The following is a 14,658-nucleotide window of genomic DNA, read 5'->3' as shown; positions in this document are numbered from 1 at the left end:
GCCTGATCTCCGGCTATCCGCGGGCGCCGAAGCGGATCCGACACCGCAGGCCCGCGGGCAGGGCGAGGTCCGGGTTCGGCAACTGCAGCCGCACGCCGAATGTGCCACTCGCCGCATCCATCACCCGGTCCACAACCGAGACGCGTGCCAGATGTGCGCCGCCCACCGGCGCCTCCGGCATCACCGTCGCGCCGTCCCCGGGTGCGATCTGCCCGAAATAGGCTACCGGCAGGTACACCTCGACATGGATGGGGTCGATCTGCGCCAGGGTCAGCAGCTGCGCCTGCTCATGCATGTATTCACCCGCGGCGAGGTGCCGCTCCACCACGATGCCATCGAGCGGGCTGACGATCTGCCGCTGCCCCACCTGTTCCTCTGCCCGCAGCAGCTCGGCCTGCGCGGCTTCGAGGTTCATCCGGGCGTCCCGCAAGGCCAGCGCGGCGACGCGGGCTTCCGTCGCCGCCTCGTCGTAGTCGCGCTCGCTCACCGCCTGGCTGGCGCGCAGCCGCTCCAGCCGTCCGGCGCGTCGCTGCGCGTGTTCCGCCCGCAGCTCCGCGCTGGCCACCGGGGCGTCGTTGCGGGCACGCACGCGGGCCAGTGCGGCATTCGCCTCCTCCACCTCGGAAGCCAGCTGCGCCACCACCTGGCCACGGCGGACGATGTCGCCGCGGGCGACATGCACGGCGCGGATCAGGCCCGTGACCGAAGCACCGAGCTTCACGCGCTGCGCGGCATCCATCAGGCAGTCGAACTCGCCTTCAGGCAGCGCCGGAGCGGGCTGCGCGCTGGCCGGCAGCGGTGTCGCGGCAAGCCAGGAGGCCAGCAGAAGCCGGCCCCACAGCCGCCTGACATCACCGGCGATCCTCGCGATGTCCATCCAGGCCCCCGGAGCCGTTGCGCGCTGCGTTCGCCCAGCATCTGTAAATCCACGAAAAACGCAACCGTTGCGGCAGCCGCACGCCTTGTCCCGCCATGGGCCGCCGCGTATCGTCGAGCGGCGCGATCACGCGCGGTGGGGAGCCAGGGACGCGGATGAGCCAGGCGAGCGGACAGCCCGAGATGAAGCTGGACACCAGCCAGCTCAAGAGCAGCTATTGCAACGTCTGCAGTGCCACCAGCACGCGCGAGGAAGTGGTCCTCACCTTCGGCGTGAACCAGAACTGGGATCTCCAGCAGCAGCGCGGCGGCGGGCCGATGGATGTGCAGCTGCTGCACCGGATCATCATGAGCCCGGTGGCCGCGAAGCGCTTTCACGACCTGCTGACCCGGCTGATGGCGGAGCACGAATCGCGCCACGGCACGCTCTGACGGCCGCGCGCGGCGGTGCCGACCCGGCGCCGCCGAGGGCCGTCGCGGCCCGCCTTTCAGGGCTGCGGTATCGAGTCAGACCACTCAGGCCTGCGGCGCCGCATCGAACTCGCCCCGCAGCTGCTCGGTGCTGAGCAGGAGCACGCGCCGCGCGTCCAGAATCTGTGGCGCGTGGTCGCGCAGCGATTCCCAGCGCTGCTCGACCGCGTCGAGCGCCGCATCGAGGTCATCGAAGCGCTCCATCTCCGGCGCCGGAGCGCCCGTCGGCCGCCAGCGCAGGTAGACCGGCCCGGTCTGGCTCATCCCCAATTCCCCCTTCTCGACCCATCGCCGGGCCTGCCGCCCGGCCCCCACCATCGGAAACCGCGCACGCCCGATCAAGTGGGGCAGCAATGGGGCAGCCATGGCATTCCGGCAACGGTGCCGCGCGATGCCATGCCTCAAGCGCTTGTGCGGAAGCCAAGCCTGACCGCTCCCGCGTTGCGCGACCAGAGTGCCAGCCGTCACCCCTGGAGGCTTCGAGCCCGCTCAACATGGTCGCATCACCCCCTGCCCCACCCACCGTCAGCATCGGGCTTCCCGTCTACAACGGCGAGCGCTATCTGGATGAGACGATCCGTTCGATCCGCGATCAGGATTTCGCCGATCTGGAGCTGATCGTCTGCGACAACGCTTCGACCGACGCGACCGGCGAGATCTGCCGCCGGCATGCCGCGGCCGACGCCCGCATCTTCTACCACCGCCAGCCGCGCAACCTCGGCGCCGGGCCGAACTACGATGACTGCTTCCACCGCGCGCGCGGCCGCTACTTCAAATGGGCGGCGCATGACGATCTGCTCGCGCCGGACTACCTCGCGCGCGCCGTGGCCGCGCTGGAGGCGACGCCCCAGGCGGTGCTCTGCACCACCGGCATCACCGAGATCGGGCCCGAGGGAGAGGAGTTGCGGCGCTACGCCAACATCTTCCCCGGCATCGACTCGCCGGATCCCGCGCGCCGCCTCGGCGCGGTGATCCATACCTGCCACCAGTGCGAGGATTTCTTCGGCCTCTTCCGGCGCGAGGCGCTGGTCGGCTCCGGCCTGCACGGCACCTATAGCGGGTCGGACCGCGTGCTGCTGGCGGAGATGGCGCTGCGCGGCCCCTGGGTCGCGGTGGCGGAACCGGTGTTCCTGCATCGCGAGCATCCGCACCGCTACACCCGCGCCCTGCTGCTGAAGGACCGGCGGGAGGCAGCGCTGTGGCAGGACAGCACCGTGGCCACGCGGAGCACCAGCACGCTGTTCCACTGGCAGGTCTGGCGGCAATACTGGCATGCCGTGGCGCGCAGCGTGCCCGATCCCGATCTCCGCCGCGCCTGCCATGCGGAGCTGATGCGGTGGTGGCTCACCGGCGGTCACACCGGCGAGGTGGCGCGCGACCTTGTGCAGGCCGCCAGCCCGCGCCTGTTCCAGGCCATGCGCAGCCTGAAGCGGTCGCTGGTCGGATCCCCCGCCCGGCTCCCGCCCGGCGCGCTGCCGCCGCCGGGCTGGGGCTCAGAGCGCCACTAGCCGCGGCGCCAGCCCGAGCGCCGAGAGCGCGGCGCCCACCTCCTCGACATAGACACGGTTCATCACCACGACCGTGTCGGGGCGGATGTCGCGCAGTGCCGCCGGGGCGATGATCGGGTGCCCGCTGCCGATCATGTACATGCCCTGGCGATGCGGGTTGATGTCCACCGCATGCGTCACCGCACCGGCCATCTCCCCGAGTCCGCCGAGAAAGGCGACGCCCTTGGAGCCGGACCCCCACACCACGATCCGGCCCGCATCGGCCACGCGCCGGCGCCACGCGGCGAGCTTCGCCGCATGCGCGGTGGCGAAGATGCCGGCGAGGCGGGAGAGCTGCATCAACTCGGCCGCCGGCGCCATGCCGCCCGGCACGCCGGTGAAGCGCGCAAGCAGACCGAGATACTGCCCGTCATAGTCGCGCCACACCGCCTCGGCCGCGAAGCCGTGGCGGGCGAACAGGCCGCGCAGCGAGGCCTCGGTGAAGTAGCAGCAATGCTCGTAGTAGATGTCCTCGAACGCGATGTCGCGGAGGATGCGCTGGCTGTCGGGCACCTGCACGAACAGCCGCATGCCCGGCGCCGAATTGCGCGCCACCTGCGCGCAGAGCGCCGCGAAGCGGCCGACCGCCGGAATGTGCTCCAGCGTCATCTTGCTGACCAGCAGGTCTGCCTGCTCCGACGCCGCCGCGGACTCGTCGAAGAAATCGGCGACCAGTCGTACCTCGGCCACGCGCTGCTCCACCACGTCGCCGCGGCGCGCATCCACGCAGGGATCGAACCCCACCCCGGTGGCGCCCGTCAGGCCGCAGAGCAGGTGCAGGAACTCGCCCTGGCCGCAGCCGACCTCCACCACCCGACGCCCGGCCAACGGCACCGCTTCGGCAAGCCGTCCGGCCAGTTCGCGGTGATAGCGGCGGAAGGCAGGGCTCCAGCCCTGGCTCGGCTCGTAGCGTTCGGAATACTCGGTCAGCCGCGGTTCGAAGGCGCGGTTGGCGATGAAGCCGCAGCTTTCGCAGAGCTGCAGCACGATGTCGCCGCGCGGCCAGGCGCGGGCGGCGGCCTCGGTCGCCAGCATCAGGCAGGAATTGGTCGGCACGCCGCGCAACTCGGCGAGCTGCACGCCTCCCTTCGCCCCACAGGCGGCGCAGTCATCAACCGCCACGCAGGAAAGCGACGAAGGCGATGCGCGCCGCGGCCGCTGCAGATGCGTCATGCGCTCAGCTCTCCACCAGGACGGGCTGCGGGATCGGCAGGATGAAGCGGCCGCCCGCAGCGACGAAGGCGGCCTGCTGCCGCACGATTTCTGCGCGATGATTCCAGGGCAACAGCAGAAGATGCGTCGGGCGGTCCTCGGCGATGCGCTCCACCGGCACGATCGGCAGCTTCACCCCGGGCACGAAAAGCCCGTGCTTGTGCTGGTTGCGGTCGGCGACCCAGATCAGGTCGCGGCGCCCGATGCCGAAATGGTTGAGCAGGATCGTGCCCTTGGCCGCCGCGCCGTAGCCGCCGATCCGCGCGCCCTCCGCCTTCAGCCTGTCGAGCAACGCGCGAAGATCCTGGCGCAGCTGGGCCACGCGGTCCGCCAGACCACGGAAGGCCGCCGGCCGATCCAGCCCCTCTGCACGCTCCTGCGCCAGCAGCGCGGTCAGTCGCGCGCTCGGCGCCGGCGCGTGCTGCACGAACAGCCGCAGCGAGCCGCCGTGGATGGGGATGCGCTGCGCGTCGTTCAGCGCCAGCCCTTCGCGCGCGAACAGCGCCGCCAGGGCGCGGAGCGAGAAGTAGCAGAGATGCTCGTGGTAGATGGTGTCGAACTCGACATGGTCGATCAGGTCGCGCAGGTAGGGCACTTCGATGATCGCCGTGCCGTCCGGTGCGAGGATGTGGCGGATGCCGCGTACGAAGCCACGCGTGTCGGCGACATGCGCCAGAACGTTGTTGGCGAAGACCAGGGCGGCGCGGCGCCCCTCGGCCGCCAGGCGTTGCGCCAGAGGCTCGGTGAAGAAGGCGTGGACCGTCTCGATGCCCGCCTCGCGCGCCACCCGCACCGGCCCCGGCGCTGGATCGATGCCGAGGACCGAGAGGCCCGCCGCGGCGGCATGGCGCAGCAGGTAGCCGTCATTGCTCGCCAGCTCGACCGCGAGCGCGCCCGCCGGCGGGCGGAAACGCACCACCGCCTCGGCCACGTTGCGCGCCGCATTCTCCACCACGGTCGCGCTGACCGAGGAGAAGTACGGGTAGTCCTCGGCGAACAGCACCTCCGGCGCCACGGTGTGGCGCAACTGCGCAAGGCCGCACTCGGCGCAGGAGACGACTTCGAGGGGCCAGGTCGGATCGGGCCTCACCGCTTCCGCGGTGAAGCCGTCCGACAGCGGCATCCGACCGAGATCGAACACGCTGGCCAGACTGCCGCCGCCGCAGCCGCGGCAGGCGAGGATCTCGGTACAGGCTGACGGCGCATCGGCCAGGGCGGCTTCGCTCACGCGGGCACCTGTTGCGGGACACGCTGGCGCGGCCGCAGGTCCGGCGCGACCTGGCCGGCAGCGATCAACGCGTTCAGATGCGCCAGCCGCTGGTAGCGCGGCCCTTCGAATTCCTCAGGCGCGGGCGGGAAATTGCCGTACGCCTCCAGCAGTTCCTCGACCGACTCGCGTACCGCGCGGCGCGGTGCCGCATGCGGGAAGCGCTGCACGAACTTGTCGCCGCTGACGCGGTAGTTCAGGCGGTCCGGCCCGGCGCCCGGCGCGAAGCGGATCTCCGTTTCAGGCACCACCTCTGCGACGATCCGCGCGATGTCCATCACCCGCTGGTTCGCCCAGGTCGCGCCGATGTTGAAGGCCTCGGCATGGATCTGCTCGCGCGGGGCCTCGCACACCGCGAGGAAGGCGCGCGAGATGTCCTCCACATGGACCAGCGGGCGCCAGGGCGTGCCGTCCGATTTCAGCAGCACCTCGCCGGTGGAGACGGCCCAGGCGGTGAGATTGTTCACCACGAGGTCGAAGCGGATGCGCGGCGAGAGGCCGAAGGCGGTCGCGTTGCGCAGGATCACCGGCGAGAAGTCGCGGTCCGCGAGCGCGAGGATGCCGCGCTCCGCATCCACCTTGGACTGGCCATAGGGCAGCAGGGGCGCGAACGGTGCGCTCTCGTCGATCAGCGCCTCGCCCGCCGCGCCGTAGTTCGCGCAGGAGGAGGAGAAGGCGAAGCGCGGCACGCCGGCCAGCTTCGCCGCGCGCGCCACCTGCACCGCCGCGCGGTGATTGATCGCATCCGTCACCGCCGGATCGCGGTTGCCGAGCGGATGGTTCGACAGCCCGGCGAGATGCACCACGGCGTCGAAGCCAGCGAGATGCTCCGGCCGGAGGTCGCGGATGTCGAGGCCGAGATCCGGCACCTCCGCCGCCGCGCCTATGCCGTGGCCGAAGGTGCTGCCTCGGAACAGGTCGGTGTCGCAACCCGTTACCTCATGGCCGCGCTCGAGGAAGAGCGGCACCGCAACGGTGCCGATATAGCCGAGATGCCCTGTGATCAGGATTCGCATGCGCGCGCGGTCTCCTCCGTCATGCGGCCGAGCCGCTCAGTTCCAGACTTTCCAGGGCGCCCGTCCGGAGCCCCAGAGTTCTTCCAGCCGCGCGCGATCGCGCGGCGTGTCCATGCACTGCCAGAAGCCTTCGTGACGGAAGGCCATCAGCTCGCCCTCGCGCGCCAGACGCTCCAGCGGCTCGGCCTCGAACTGCGTCGCGTCGCCCTCGATCCGGTCGAAGATGTCGGGCTCGCAGACGAAGAAGGCGCCGTTGATCCAGCCTTCCGCGTCGCGCGGCTTCTCGCGGAAGCCGGTGATCCGGTCACCATCCAGTTCGAGGTGTCCGAAACGCGGCGGCGGGCGCACCGCTGTCATGGTGACCATCCGGCCATGCGCCGTGTGGAAGGCGAGCAGGGCATCGAGATCCACATCGGACAGGCCATCACCCCAGGTGAGCATGAAGCGTTCGCGGCCGATCGCCTCCCGCAGGCGACGGATGCGACCGCCAGTGTTGGTGTGGCGGCCAGTCTCACGCAGCTCGATGCGCCATCCCTGCATCGGCCACGCATCGTCCTCGGCCTCGCGCATCTCCACCGTCCGGCGGTCGTAGTCGATGCACAGATGGCCGCCCCCCAGAGTAGCGAAATCCGTCGCGTAGCGCCGGATGACATCACCGCGATGACCGAGCGCCACCACGAAATCGCGATGCCCGTAACAGGCGTAGTAGCGCATGATGTGCCAGAGGATCGGCCGCCCGCCGATCTCCACCATCGGCTTGGGACGAAGCTCGGTCTCCTCACCCATGCGCGAGCCGAGTCCACCGGCGAGTATCGCAACCTTCAAGTCAGAAGCTCCCGTGTTCGGCCCAGCCTTGCATTAACGCAGTATTCGGTCAGTGGAACGTCCGGGCGAGTCACAAGCGACGGAGAGACGCCTCGCGGCTGCGCGAGATGCGAGTTCGTTGCGGCATCAGCCGGGTTCGCGACGCAGCGCGCACGGATGCGCGCGCGGCCCTGCGATGACCGAACGGGCGCTGGCGTGCGGCGTTCGCCGCGGATGTCCGACCATCCGAACCCGAACGGGCGGCGTCTTCGCACGCCGCTGCGGCACGAACCACGCGAAGCGCAGCATCATTCCGCCGCCGTGGAGGCGCTGGAGGCGGGCATGCTGCACAAGCTGCTGGCTGCGGCCGTGCTGTTCGCGCTTGTCGCGCTGCTCTCCCGGCTGCTCGCCGCCAGTGTCGGGGTGGTGCTCTACCTCATCCTTGGTGGCGCGCTGCTGGCGATCTGTGCTGCGGCGATGGAACGCGCGCGTCGCTGAACGTCGCTCAGGCGCCGACGCCCGGCACCGGGCCCATGTCGCGGGCCACCGCCAGCAGCGTGCGACGCAGCCAGGCATGGCCGGCATCCGCCTCGAGGCGGCGGTGGAACACCAGCGAGAGCCGCACATGGCGGATCTCCACCGGGCAGGGGCGCAGCACCAGCCCCTGCGTCTCGGCCAGCCGGTACGCCAGCCGCGCGGAAAGCGTCATCACCAGCTCGGTTCGCATCAGGATCTCCGGCACCGCGCCGAGATGAGCGACCACCGCGCCGATGCGCCGCGGATGGCCGGCCTCCGCCAGCGGCCCGTCCAGCGCGCCATCGCGTGAGCCGTTCGCCGAGTGCAGGAGATGCGGGAAGGCGGTGAACCGCTCCAGCGTCATCGGACCTTCGGCCAGCGGATGGCCGGGCCGCACCAGGGTGAGGAAGTTCTCGGGCAGCAGTCGCACGCGGGTGTAGAGCGCCGGCGGCTCCGCCAGCACGGCGACGGCGAGTTCGGCGTCGCCGGCCTCGAGCAGGTCCAGCGCATTGGTGCGGTCAGCGTGACGGATGGCGAGCAGCGCGCGCGGCGCCTCCTTCGCCATCATCTCCAGCAGCGGCGGCGCCAGCACGCTTTCGGCGTACTCGCTGAAGGCGACGGTGTAGATCCGCTCGGTGGTCGCCGGGTCGAAGGGGGCATGCACCGAGAGCATCTGGCGCAGCCGGTCCAGCATCTCACGGACGGGCCCGGCGAGGGAGAGCGCAAGCGCGGTCGGCTCCACGCCGCCGGGGCGGCGCAGGAACAACTCGTCGCCGAGCGCCTGGCGCAGCCGCGCCAGGGCGTTCGAGACGGCGGGCTGCGAGAGGTTCAGCTTCTCCGCCGCCCGCGTCACGTGCCGCTCGCGCGCCACCGCGTCGAACACGCGCAGCAGGTTGAGATCGAGGTTCTGCAGATCGGCCAAGCGACGGCACCCTGTCATTCGCCACAGTGATGATGACTGTTCCGGTCCACAGTTGGAAGGCTGCGGCATCGCGGGGCCATACCGGCGGCGACGGAGGCGCGAATGCCTTCGGACCCGACAGGAGATGCCACGATGAACCTCGACGAGCGCACCACAGCCCCCTACGCGGCCTTCCTGCTGCGCGTGACGATGGGCGTGATGTTCCTGGCCCATGGCCTGCTGCTGAAGGTGATGACCTTCGGGCTGCCCGGTACGATGGGCTTCTTCGGCTCGCTGGGCTACCCGCCGGTGCTCGGCGCCGTGGTCGCGATCGCCGAGATCGCGGCAGGCCTGGCGCTGCTCGCCGGGGTGTGGGTGCGGCTGGCGAGCCTGCTGTCCATCCCGATCATGATCGGCGCCACGATCCAGCACCTGCCCGCCGGCTGGCTGTTCAGCGCCCAGGGCGGCGGCTGGGAGTTCCCCGCCTTCTGGACGGTGGCGCTGCTGGTGCAGGCCGGGCTGGGCGCAGGCGCTTTCGCGCTCGATCCGGCGCAGCTTACCGGGCGCGCCGCGGCCGCGCGCGCCTGACGCGCCTGAAGAAATCGCAACCTATGCGAGTGGGGCGGTCCGGTGCGCCGGGCCGCCCCGAGCCCGCCGGGCCGGCCAAATACCCGCGAATGTGATTGATAGGTAACAGTTTAACGTTAGATTAAAGGTTGACAATTCACGACACACGCATTGCCCCCCGACGAAGTTACTACTAGGGGTTGTGGCGACCGGGGCGTGAGCGCACGGGCGGCACCCACGTCGGCAGAGGCACCAGTGACTCCCAGGATGGCGGCGCGAGTCTTTCTCGTTGATGCGGATCCGGCGGACGGCAGCAGCCTTGCCGCCTACCTGACCCGGAACGGCCTGCCGGCCGAGACCTGGCCGGCGCGCGACCCGTTGCTGCACCGGCTGGCGGCCAACCCGCCCTGGCTGGTGGTGCTGCATCGCCGGGTAAAAATGGAACCCGACCTAGGCACGTTGCGCCGCCTGCGCGCCGTCTCCCCGGTGCCGGCGATCCTGCGGGCGATGGACACCGATGACGAGCACGACCGCGTCCTCGCGCTCGAGGCCGGCGCCGATGACTACGTCGCGAGCGGCACCAGCCCGCGCGAGCTGCTGGCCCGCATCCGCACCGTGCTGCGTCGCACCCGCATCGAAAGCCCGACGGCTTCGCGCTCCGGCTGGCGGCTCTGCCTCCGCCAGCGCGAGCTCTTCGCCCCCGATGGTGGCGCCCGCAACCTGACCTCCGCCGAGTTCGAGCTGATGCAGATCCTGGTCCGACAGCAGGGCGCGCCGGTGCAGCGCGATGCCCTCTCGCTCGCCGTGCTCCGCCGGCCCTACCACCCGGAGGACCGCGCGCTCGACAACCTGATCCTGCGGCTCAGGCGCAAGCTCGGGGACGACGGCGCCAGCGCCAGACTCATCAAGTCGGTGCGCGGGGTCGGCTACGTCTTCGTCGGCTTCGATCCGGCCGCCCCCGGGCGGCCCGCGGGCGGCCCTGACGGCGGCGACCAGGCCGCCCTGCAGGGGCAGCCGCTCGCGCTGTGTTGAAAACTGTATCCACCACCTTCCCGTTCACTATTGCATCGCAATACAACCTGGACGTGCGGATGTTCCGGTGATGCGCCGGCGCCCCGCTCCTCCAGGACAAGGATCGACGCATGGCTGATTTCGCCTCAATACCGGGCGCCTGGTACGGGACGCAGCAGTCCGACGTGATCGACGCAGACGCTGCCTTTCCCGGGGTGCTGGACAACCTGCTGGTCGCCTTCGGCGGCAATGACTACGTGTTCGCCGGAGCAGGCGACGACTTCGTGCTGGCCGGCAACGGCGACGACACCGCCCTTGGCGGTGCCGGCGACGATGTGCTCGACGGCGACAACGGCGATGATCGGCTCGAAGGCGGCGCCGGCAACGACGTGGCAGACGGCGGCAAGGGCGACGACCTGCTGCTCGGCGGTGCCGACGACGACACGCTGCTCGGCGGCGAGGGTGACGACGTCGCCGATGGCGGCGATGGCGACGACGTCATCGATGGCGGCAAGGGCGACGACCTGGCCAGCGGCGGCAATGGCAACGACCGCATGACCGGCGACAAGGGCGACGACGTGCTGTTCGGCGGCGCCGGCGACGACTGGCTCGAAGGCGACAAGGGCGACGACTGGCTGGTCGGCGCGAGCGGCGCGGACACCCTATTCGGCGGCGAGGGCGACGACAGGCTCGCCGGCGGCAGCGATGCCGACACCTTCTACTTCGAGTCGAAGTTCGGCGGTGATGTCATCCTCGACTTCCGCCCGGGCGAGGACATGCTGGCGATCAAGGCCGGCATCAACGGCACCGCCATCAACAGCCCGACCGATCTCGCCGCCTATGTGAAGGGCGGCGCGATGGGCGCGGTGATCTCGATCGGCGGCGACAGCATCACGCTGGTCGGCGTCTCGCGGAACGACCTGCTCAACAACCTCGACGACTACGTGAAGATCGTCTGAGGCGGCGGGCGGAGGCGGGATGGTCCAGCACGCCGCCCGGCAGGATGCCGGGCATCCCACGGTCGGCGTGCACGCCGCCCCGCCTCCCCTCCGCTGCGCCTGGCAGCCTTCGGGCTTCCTGTTGATCGAGCTGGCCGCACCACCGGCCCCGCCGGGCACGCTCCCGGCGGGGCCGATGGCGCTGTGCCTCGGCGGCATCCCCGTGGCGCCGCCGGTCGCGAGCCTTGCCCTGCCGGGTGCCACGCTGGTGCTGGCTCGCGCCGGCGCCGCCTGCATGGTGGGTGTGGCGGTGGAGCTGCGACGCGATGGCGGCATGCTCTGCCGCATCGAACTCACCGAGCCGGCGCCGCCGGATGCGCTGCTGCGCGACCGGCCGGCGGCCGAGCAACTCCTGCTTCTGCGCCGCCTGCTTGCCGCCGCGGCCGCCTTCCGTGGCCGCAGCGACCCCGCTTTCGGCGCGCTCTGCCATACGCTCGCGGGCGGCGTCGCGGCCGGGTTGCCGCCGGCCCGCCCGCTGGCCGGCGGCGGCGGCGATCTCGTCTCGGTGTGGCGCCTGCCGCAGCCTGCCGGGGCGCAGCCGGGCGGCTGGCATCTGCTCGCGCCGGCTGCGCCGCTGCGCCACGTGCCGGCGCCGGAACCGGGCGCGCGGCTGATCCTGCTGGACGGGCTGCCCGGCCACGGGGCGCTGCTGGTGCCGCCCGAGGGCCCGCCAATTCCGCTCGTCCGGCCAAGCCCGGCGCTGCCCGGCCTGCTCGCGCTGGCCCGGCGCGGCGGCGTGGTGCGCCAGGCATTGTTCGACCTGCTCGCGCCGCGCGCCCGCGCCGCGGAACCTGCGGCGACCCTGCTGCGCGACCTGCAACTGCTCGCCCCCGCCCGCGCCACGATGCTCGACGATGCGGCGCTGCCGGTCGGCGGGGCGCTGGAACTCGCGCTGCCGGATGGCGAGGGCGGCGTGTTCCTGCGCGGCTGGCTGCGCGACCCGCTCGGCCTGGTGCGCGGGATGGCGCTGCGTGGGCCGGGCGGCGCGGTGGCGATCGACTCCGCGGCCCTGCACCGCCAGCCGCGCCCGGACTTGGCCGAGCGGCTGCGTCGCGCGCCACAGGGCGAGGGCGGTCCGCGGCCCGGCTTCCTCGTTCATCTGCCGGCCGCCGGCCTGCCGCCCGGCACCGCGCAACTCGCGCTGGAACTGCATCTGGCCTCCGGCCAGGTGCTGCGGCTGGTGGCGCCGCCCGGCCTGCTGCCGCCGGCCACCGCGCGTGACCTGGTGCTCGCCGCGGCCGAGCCGGCCAATGCCGGCGAGGCGCTGCTCGATGGCTGCATCGCGCCAGCGGTGGCTCGGCTGCAGCGCGCCGCCATGGCGCCCGGCGGGCCAGCGGAGCGGATCGTGCTGGGCGCTGCCGCGCCGCGCCGGCCCGCCGCGCGCATCGTGGTGCCGCTCTGGCGCCAGCTCAGCTTCCTGCGCGCGCAACTCGCCGGTTTCGCCCGCGACCCGGCCTTCCGCGGCGCCGCCGCGCCCGAACTCGTCTATGTGCTGGACAGCCCGGAGCAGCGCAGCGAGGCGGCGGCGCTGCTCGGCGGCCTTGCGCTGCTGCACGGGCTGGCGCTGACGCTGCTGGTGCACGACCGCAACCACGGCTACGCCAGCGCCTGCAACAGCGGCGCGGCGGAGTCGTCCGCGCCGCTGCTCGTCTTCCTCAATTCCGACGTGGTGCCGGAGGCGCCCGGCTGGCTGGCCGCGCTGCGCCGGCGCCTGGCGCGCGATGCGCGGCTCGCCGCGGTCGGGCCGAAGCTGCTCTACCCCGACGGCGCGATCCAGCATGCCGGCATGTTCTACGCGCCGGCGGCCGAAGGCGGCTGGGGCATCAACCACCATCATAAGGGATGGCCGCGGGACCATGCGCCGGCCTGCCGCGCGCGACGCGTGCCCGCCGTCACCGGCGCCGCGCTCGCCGTGCGCCGCCCTGCCTTCGAGGCAGCAGGCGGGTTCTGCACCGACTACGTGCTCGGCGATTTCGAGGACAGCGACCTCTGCCTCAAGCTGCACGCGGCCGGCCACGCCATCGGCTACGAGCCCGCCGCCGAGCTGGTGCATCACGAACGGCAGTCCATCGCCGCGCATCCCGGCCATGCCGGCACCCTCGCTGCGGCGTACAACCGCCGCCTGCACGCGGCGCGCTGGGGCGAGGCGATCGCCGCGCTGATGCACCGCCATCCGCAGCCGCGGGGCTGAGGCGCATGCGCGCGCTGTTCCTCTCCCCCGGCCATCCGGCGCTGCAACCCGGCGGCACCGAATTGCTGACGCAGGGCCTGTTCCGCACGCTGCGCGAGCGCCATGGAGTCGAGGGCCTGCTGCTCGCCGCGGTGGATCCCGCGCAGCGCGCACCGCTGCCCGGCACGCGGCTGCAAGCGGTCGGCGGTGGCGCGCCGGATGACGAGCTGCTCGTCTCGCTCGGCGGCTTCGACCGCTTCCACCTGGCGCAGCCCGATGCGCTCGGCCTCGTCGCCACGCTCGGCCCGATCATTGCGCGGCTGCGCCCGGACATCATCCATCTGCACCACCTGCTGCATTGGGGCGTGGAGACGCTGGATCTGCTGCGCCGCCTGGCTCCGCGCGCCGCGCTGGTGGTGACGCTGCACGACTACTTCGCGCTCTGCCCGCGCGAGGGCCAGCTGCTGACCTCCGAAGGCCGCCCGTGCCACGGCCCCTCCGCCGACGCCTGCCGGCGCTGCCTGCCGGAGCGCGGCGCAGGCGACCTCGCGCTGCGTCGCAGCCATCTGGCCGGCGCACTCCGCGCCGCCGACATGCTGGTGGCGCCGAGCGAGTTCCTGCGCGAGCGCTTCCTCGCCGCCGGCTACCCCCCCGCGCGGATCGCGGTGATCCGCAACGGCATCGCCGCCGGCCCGCCCGCGCCGCATCGCGCCGCGCCGGATGGGCGCCGCGACCGCTTCGCGATGTTCGGCCAGCTCACCCGTTTCAAGGGCGCGCTGGTCGCGCTGCGGGCCTCGGCGCGGCTCTCCGCGCGCGGCATCGCACATCGGCTCGACCTGCACGGGCCGGTGGCCCGCCACGCATCTTCCTTCCTCGCCGAGTTCGAAGCCGCGCTCGCCGCCGCGCCCGATGCGCGTCACCACGGCGCCTATGCGCCGCGCGACCTGCCCGGGCTGATCGCCGGGGCGGACTGGGTGCTGGTGCCCTCGCTCTGGTGGGAAAACGCGCCGCTGGTGATCCTCGAGGCCCTGCATCATCGGCGCCCGGTGGTCTGCACAGGCATCGGCGGCATGGCGGAGCTGATCGCCCCCGGCGTGACGGGCCTGCACACCCCGCAAGGCGATCCGGACGGCTGGGCCGCCACGCTCGAGACCGCGGTCTCGAATGAGGGGCTCTGGCAGCGCCTGGCCGATCGAATCCCGACCCAGCGTGATCTCGCCGCCGTCGGCGACCAGCACATCGCGCTTTACCGTGCCCTGCTCGCCGCGCGCGCGCCGCGCCGCAGGCCGGCAGCGGCCTGAG

The 14,658-nt window shown here is 72.0% G+C and carries 15 protein-coding genes; 8 read left to right on the top strand and 7 right to left on the bottom strand.

Features of this window, described 5'->3' with window-relative positions:
* Positions 1-13 precede the first annotated feature (13 nt).
* Entirely contained in the window at positions 14-877 is an 864-nt protein-coding gene (locus tag ACESM1_RS07910) for an efflux RND transporter periplasmic adaptor subunit (protein ID WP_372619161.1), read from the bottom strand.
* 155 nt (positions 878-1,032) lie between these two features.
* On the opposite strand from ACESM1_RS07910, the gene ACESM1_RS07905 reads away from it, so the two are divergent.
* Positions 1,033-1,308 (top strand): DUF3467 domain-containing protein, encoded by a 276-nt coding sequence (locus ACESM1_RS07905; protein WP_372619160.1) that lies wholly within the window; start codon positions 1,033-1,035, stop codon positions 1,306-1,308.
* Positions 1,309-1,392: 84 nt separating this feature from the next.
* Here ACESM1_RS07905 and ACESM1_RS07900 read toward each other — a convergent pair whose 3' ends face one another.
* Positions 1,393-1,611 (bottom strand): hypothetical protein, encoded by a 219-nt coding sequence (locus ACESM1_RS07900; RefSeq protein ID WP_372619159.1) that lies wholly within the window; start codon positions 1,609-1,611, stop codon positions 1,393-1,395.
* Positions 1,612-1,841: 230 nt separating this feature from the next.
* Between ACESM1_RS07900 and ACESM1_RS07895 the strand changes: the two genes are divergently transcribed.
* The gene (locus ACESM1_RS07895; RefSeq protein WP_372619158.1) at positions 1,842-2,855 is read left to right on the top strand and encodes a glycosyltransferase family 2 protein; all 1,014 of its coding nucleotides are present in this window, start codon (positions 1,842-1,844) and stop codon (positions 2,853-2,855) included.
* On the opposite strand, the gene ACESM1_RS07890 is transcribed toward ACESM1_RS07895, so the two are convergent.
* From ACESM1_RS07890 to rfbF, 4 genes are read right to left on the bottom strand one after another with little or no spacing between them, the layout of a single operon-like run.
* Complete coding sequence (locus ACESM1_RS07890) at positions 2,841-4,067, bottom strand: class I SAM-dependent methyltransferase (RefSeq protein ID WP_372619157.1); 1,227 nt, start codon at positions 4,065-4,067, stop codon at positions 2,841-2,843. The two genes, ACESM1_RS07895 and ACESM1_RS07890, sit on opposite strands and share 15 nt — an antisense overlap.
* A 4-nt stretch (positions 4,068-4,071) precedes the next feature.
* On the bottom strand, positions 4,072-5,334 hold the full coding sequence (locus ACESM1_RS07885) for a methyltransferase domain-containing protein (protein ID WP_372619156.1): 1,263 nt from the start codon (positions 5,332-5,334) through the stop codon (positions 4,072-4,074).
* Positions 5,331-6,389 carry an NAD-dependent epimerase/dehydratase family protein gene (locus ACESM1_RS07880; RefSeq protein WP_372619155.1) on the bottom strand — a complete coding sequence of 353 codons (1,059 nt, stop codon included), beginning with the start codon at positions 6,387-6,389 and terminating at the stop codon, positions 5,331-5,333. The genes ACESM1_RS07885 and ACESM1_RS07880 overlap by 4 nt, the downstream gene beginning before the upstream one ends.
* 36 nt (positions 6,390-6,425) lie before the next feature.
* Positions 6,426-7,214 carry a glucose-1-phosphate cytidylyltransferase gene (gene rfbF / locus ACESM1_RS07875; RefSeq protein ID WP_372619154.1) on the bottom strand — a complete coding sequence of 263 codons (789 nt, stop codon included), beginning with the start codon at positions 7,212-7,214 and terminating at the stop codon, positions 6,426-6,428.
* A 213-nt stretch (positions 7,215-7,427) separates the two neighbouring features.
* Between rfbF and ACESM1_RS07870 the strand changes: the two genes are divergently transcribed.
* Positions 7,428-7,691: a hypothetical protein gene (locus tag ACESM1_RS07870; protein ID WP_372619153.1), complete on the top strand. Its 264-nt coding sequence runs from the start codon at positions 7,428-7,430 to the stop codon at positions 7,689-7,691.
* 7 nt (positions 7,692-7,698) lie between these two features.
* On the opposite strand, the gene ACESM1_RS07865 is transcribed toward ACESM1_RS07870, so the two are convergent.
* Positions 7,699-8,631 carry a LysR family transcriptional regulator gene (locus ACESM1_RS07865; RefSeq protein WP_372619152.1) on the bottom strand — a complete coding sequence of 311 codons (933 nt, stop codon included), beginning with the start codon at positions 8,629-8,631 and terminating at the stop codon, positions 7,699-7,701.
* A gap of 132 nt (positions 8,632-8,763) precedes the next feature.
* On the opposite strand from ACESM1_RS07865, the gene ACESM1_RS07860 reads away from it, so the two are divergent.
* From ACESM1_RS07860 to ACESM1_RS07840, 5 genes are all read left to right on the top strand, one after another.
* On the top strand, positions 8,764-9,198 hold the full coding sequence (locus ACESM1_RS07860) for a DoxX family protein (protein WP_372619151.1): 435 nt from the start codon (positions 8,764-8,766) through the stop codon (positions 9,196-9,198).
* A gap of 246 nt (positions 9,199-9,444) precedes the next feature.
* Positions 9,445-10,209 (top strand): winged helix-turn-helix domain-containing protein, encoded by a 765-nt coding sequence (locus ACESM1_RS07855; RefSeq protein ID WP_372619150.1) that lies wholly within the window; start codon positions 9,445-9,447, stop codon positions 10,207-10,209.
* 110 nt (positions 10,210-10,319) lie between these two features.
* A complete protein-coding gene (locus tag ACESM1_RS07850) occupies positions 10,320-11,147 on the top strand; it encodes a calcium-binding protein (protein ID WP_372619149.1) in 828 nt (275 codons plus the stop codon).
* 19 nt (positions 11,148-11,166) lie between these two features.
* Positions 11,167-13,377, top strand: coding sequence for a glycosyltransferase family 2 protein (locus tag ACESM1_RS07845; RefSeq protein ID WP_372619148.1), 2,211 nt, complete (start codon positions 11,167-11,169; stop codon positions 13,375-13,377).
* Between the two features lie 5 nt (positions 13,378-13,382).
* A complete protein-coding gene (locus ACESM1_RS07840; RefSeq protein WP_372619147.1) occupies positions 13,383-14,657 on the top strand; it encodes a glycosyltransferase in 1,275 nt (424 codons plus the stop codon).
* Position 14,658 lies beyond the last annotated feature (1 nt).

The sequence above is a fragment of the Falsiroseomonas sp. genome, assembly GCF_041690465.1.
Lineage (GTDB): Bacteria > Pseudomonadota > Alphaproteobacteria > Acetobacterales > Acetobacteraceae > Falsiroseomonas.
This window is presented reverse-complemented; position numbering and strand designations above follow the sequence as displayed.

Excerpts from the sequence above, each read along its gene's own strand:
- ACESM1_RS07850 (WP_372619149.1), top strand. The coding sequence starts at position 10,320 with ATGGCTGATTTCGCCTCAATACCGGGCGCCTGGTACGGGACGCAGCAG.
- ACESM1_RS07900 (WP_372619159.1), bottom strand. The coding sequence starts at position 1,611 with ATGAGCCAGACCGGGCCGGTCTACCTGCGCTGGCGGCCGACGGGCGCT.
- ACESM1_RS07910 (WP_372619161.1), bottom strand. The coding sequence starts at position 877 with ATGGACATCGCGAGGATCGCCGGTGATGTCAGGCGGCTGTGGGGCCGG.
- ACESM1_RS07880 (WP_372619155.1), bottom strand. The coding sequence starts at position 6,389 with ATGCGAATCCTGATCACAGGGCATCTCGGCTATATCGGCACCGTTGCG.
- ACESM1_RS07855 (WP_372619150.1), top strand. The coding sequence starts at position 9,445 with ATGGCGGCGCGAGTCTTTCTCGTTGATGCGGATCCGGCGGACGGCAGC.
- ACESM1_RS07840 (WP_372619147.1), top strand. The coding sequence starts at position 13,383 with ATGCGCGCGCTGTTCCTCTCCCCCGGCCATCCGGCGCTGCAACCCGGC.
- ACESM1_RS07845 (WP_372619148.1), top strand. The coding sequence starts at position 11,167 with ATGGTCCAGCACGCCGCCCGGCAGGATGCCGGGCATCCCACGGTCGGC.
- ACESM1_RS07895 (WP_372619158.1), top strand. The coding sequence starts at position 1,842 with ATGGTCGCATCACCCCCTGCCCCACCCACCGTCAGCATCGGGCTTCCC.
- ACESM1_RS07905 (WP_372619160.1), top strand. The coding sequence starts at position 1,033 with ATGAGCCAGGCGAGCGGACAGCCCGAGATGAAGCTGGACACCAGCCAG.
- ACESM1_RS07870 (WP_372619153.1), top strand. The coding sequence starts at position 7,428 with ATGTCCGACCATCCGAACCCGAACGGGCGGCGTCTTCGCACGCCGCTG.
- ACESM1_RS07860 (WP_372619151.1), top strand. The coding sequence starts at position 8,764 with ATGAACCTCGACGAGCGCACCACAGCCCCCTACGCGGCCTTCCTGCTG.
- ACESM1_RS07890 (WP_372619157.1), bottom strand. The coding sequence starts at position 4,067 with ATGACGCATCTGCAGCGGCCGCGGCGCGCATCGCCTTCGTCGCTTTCC.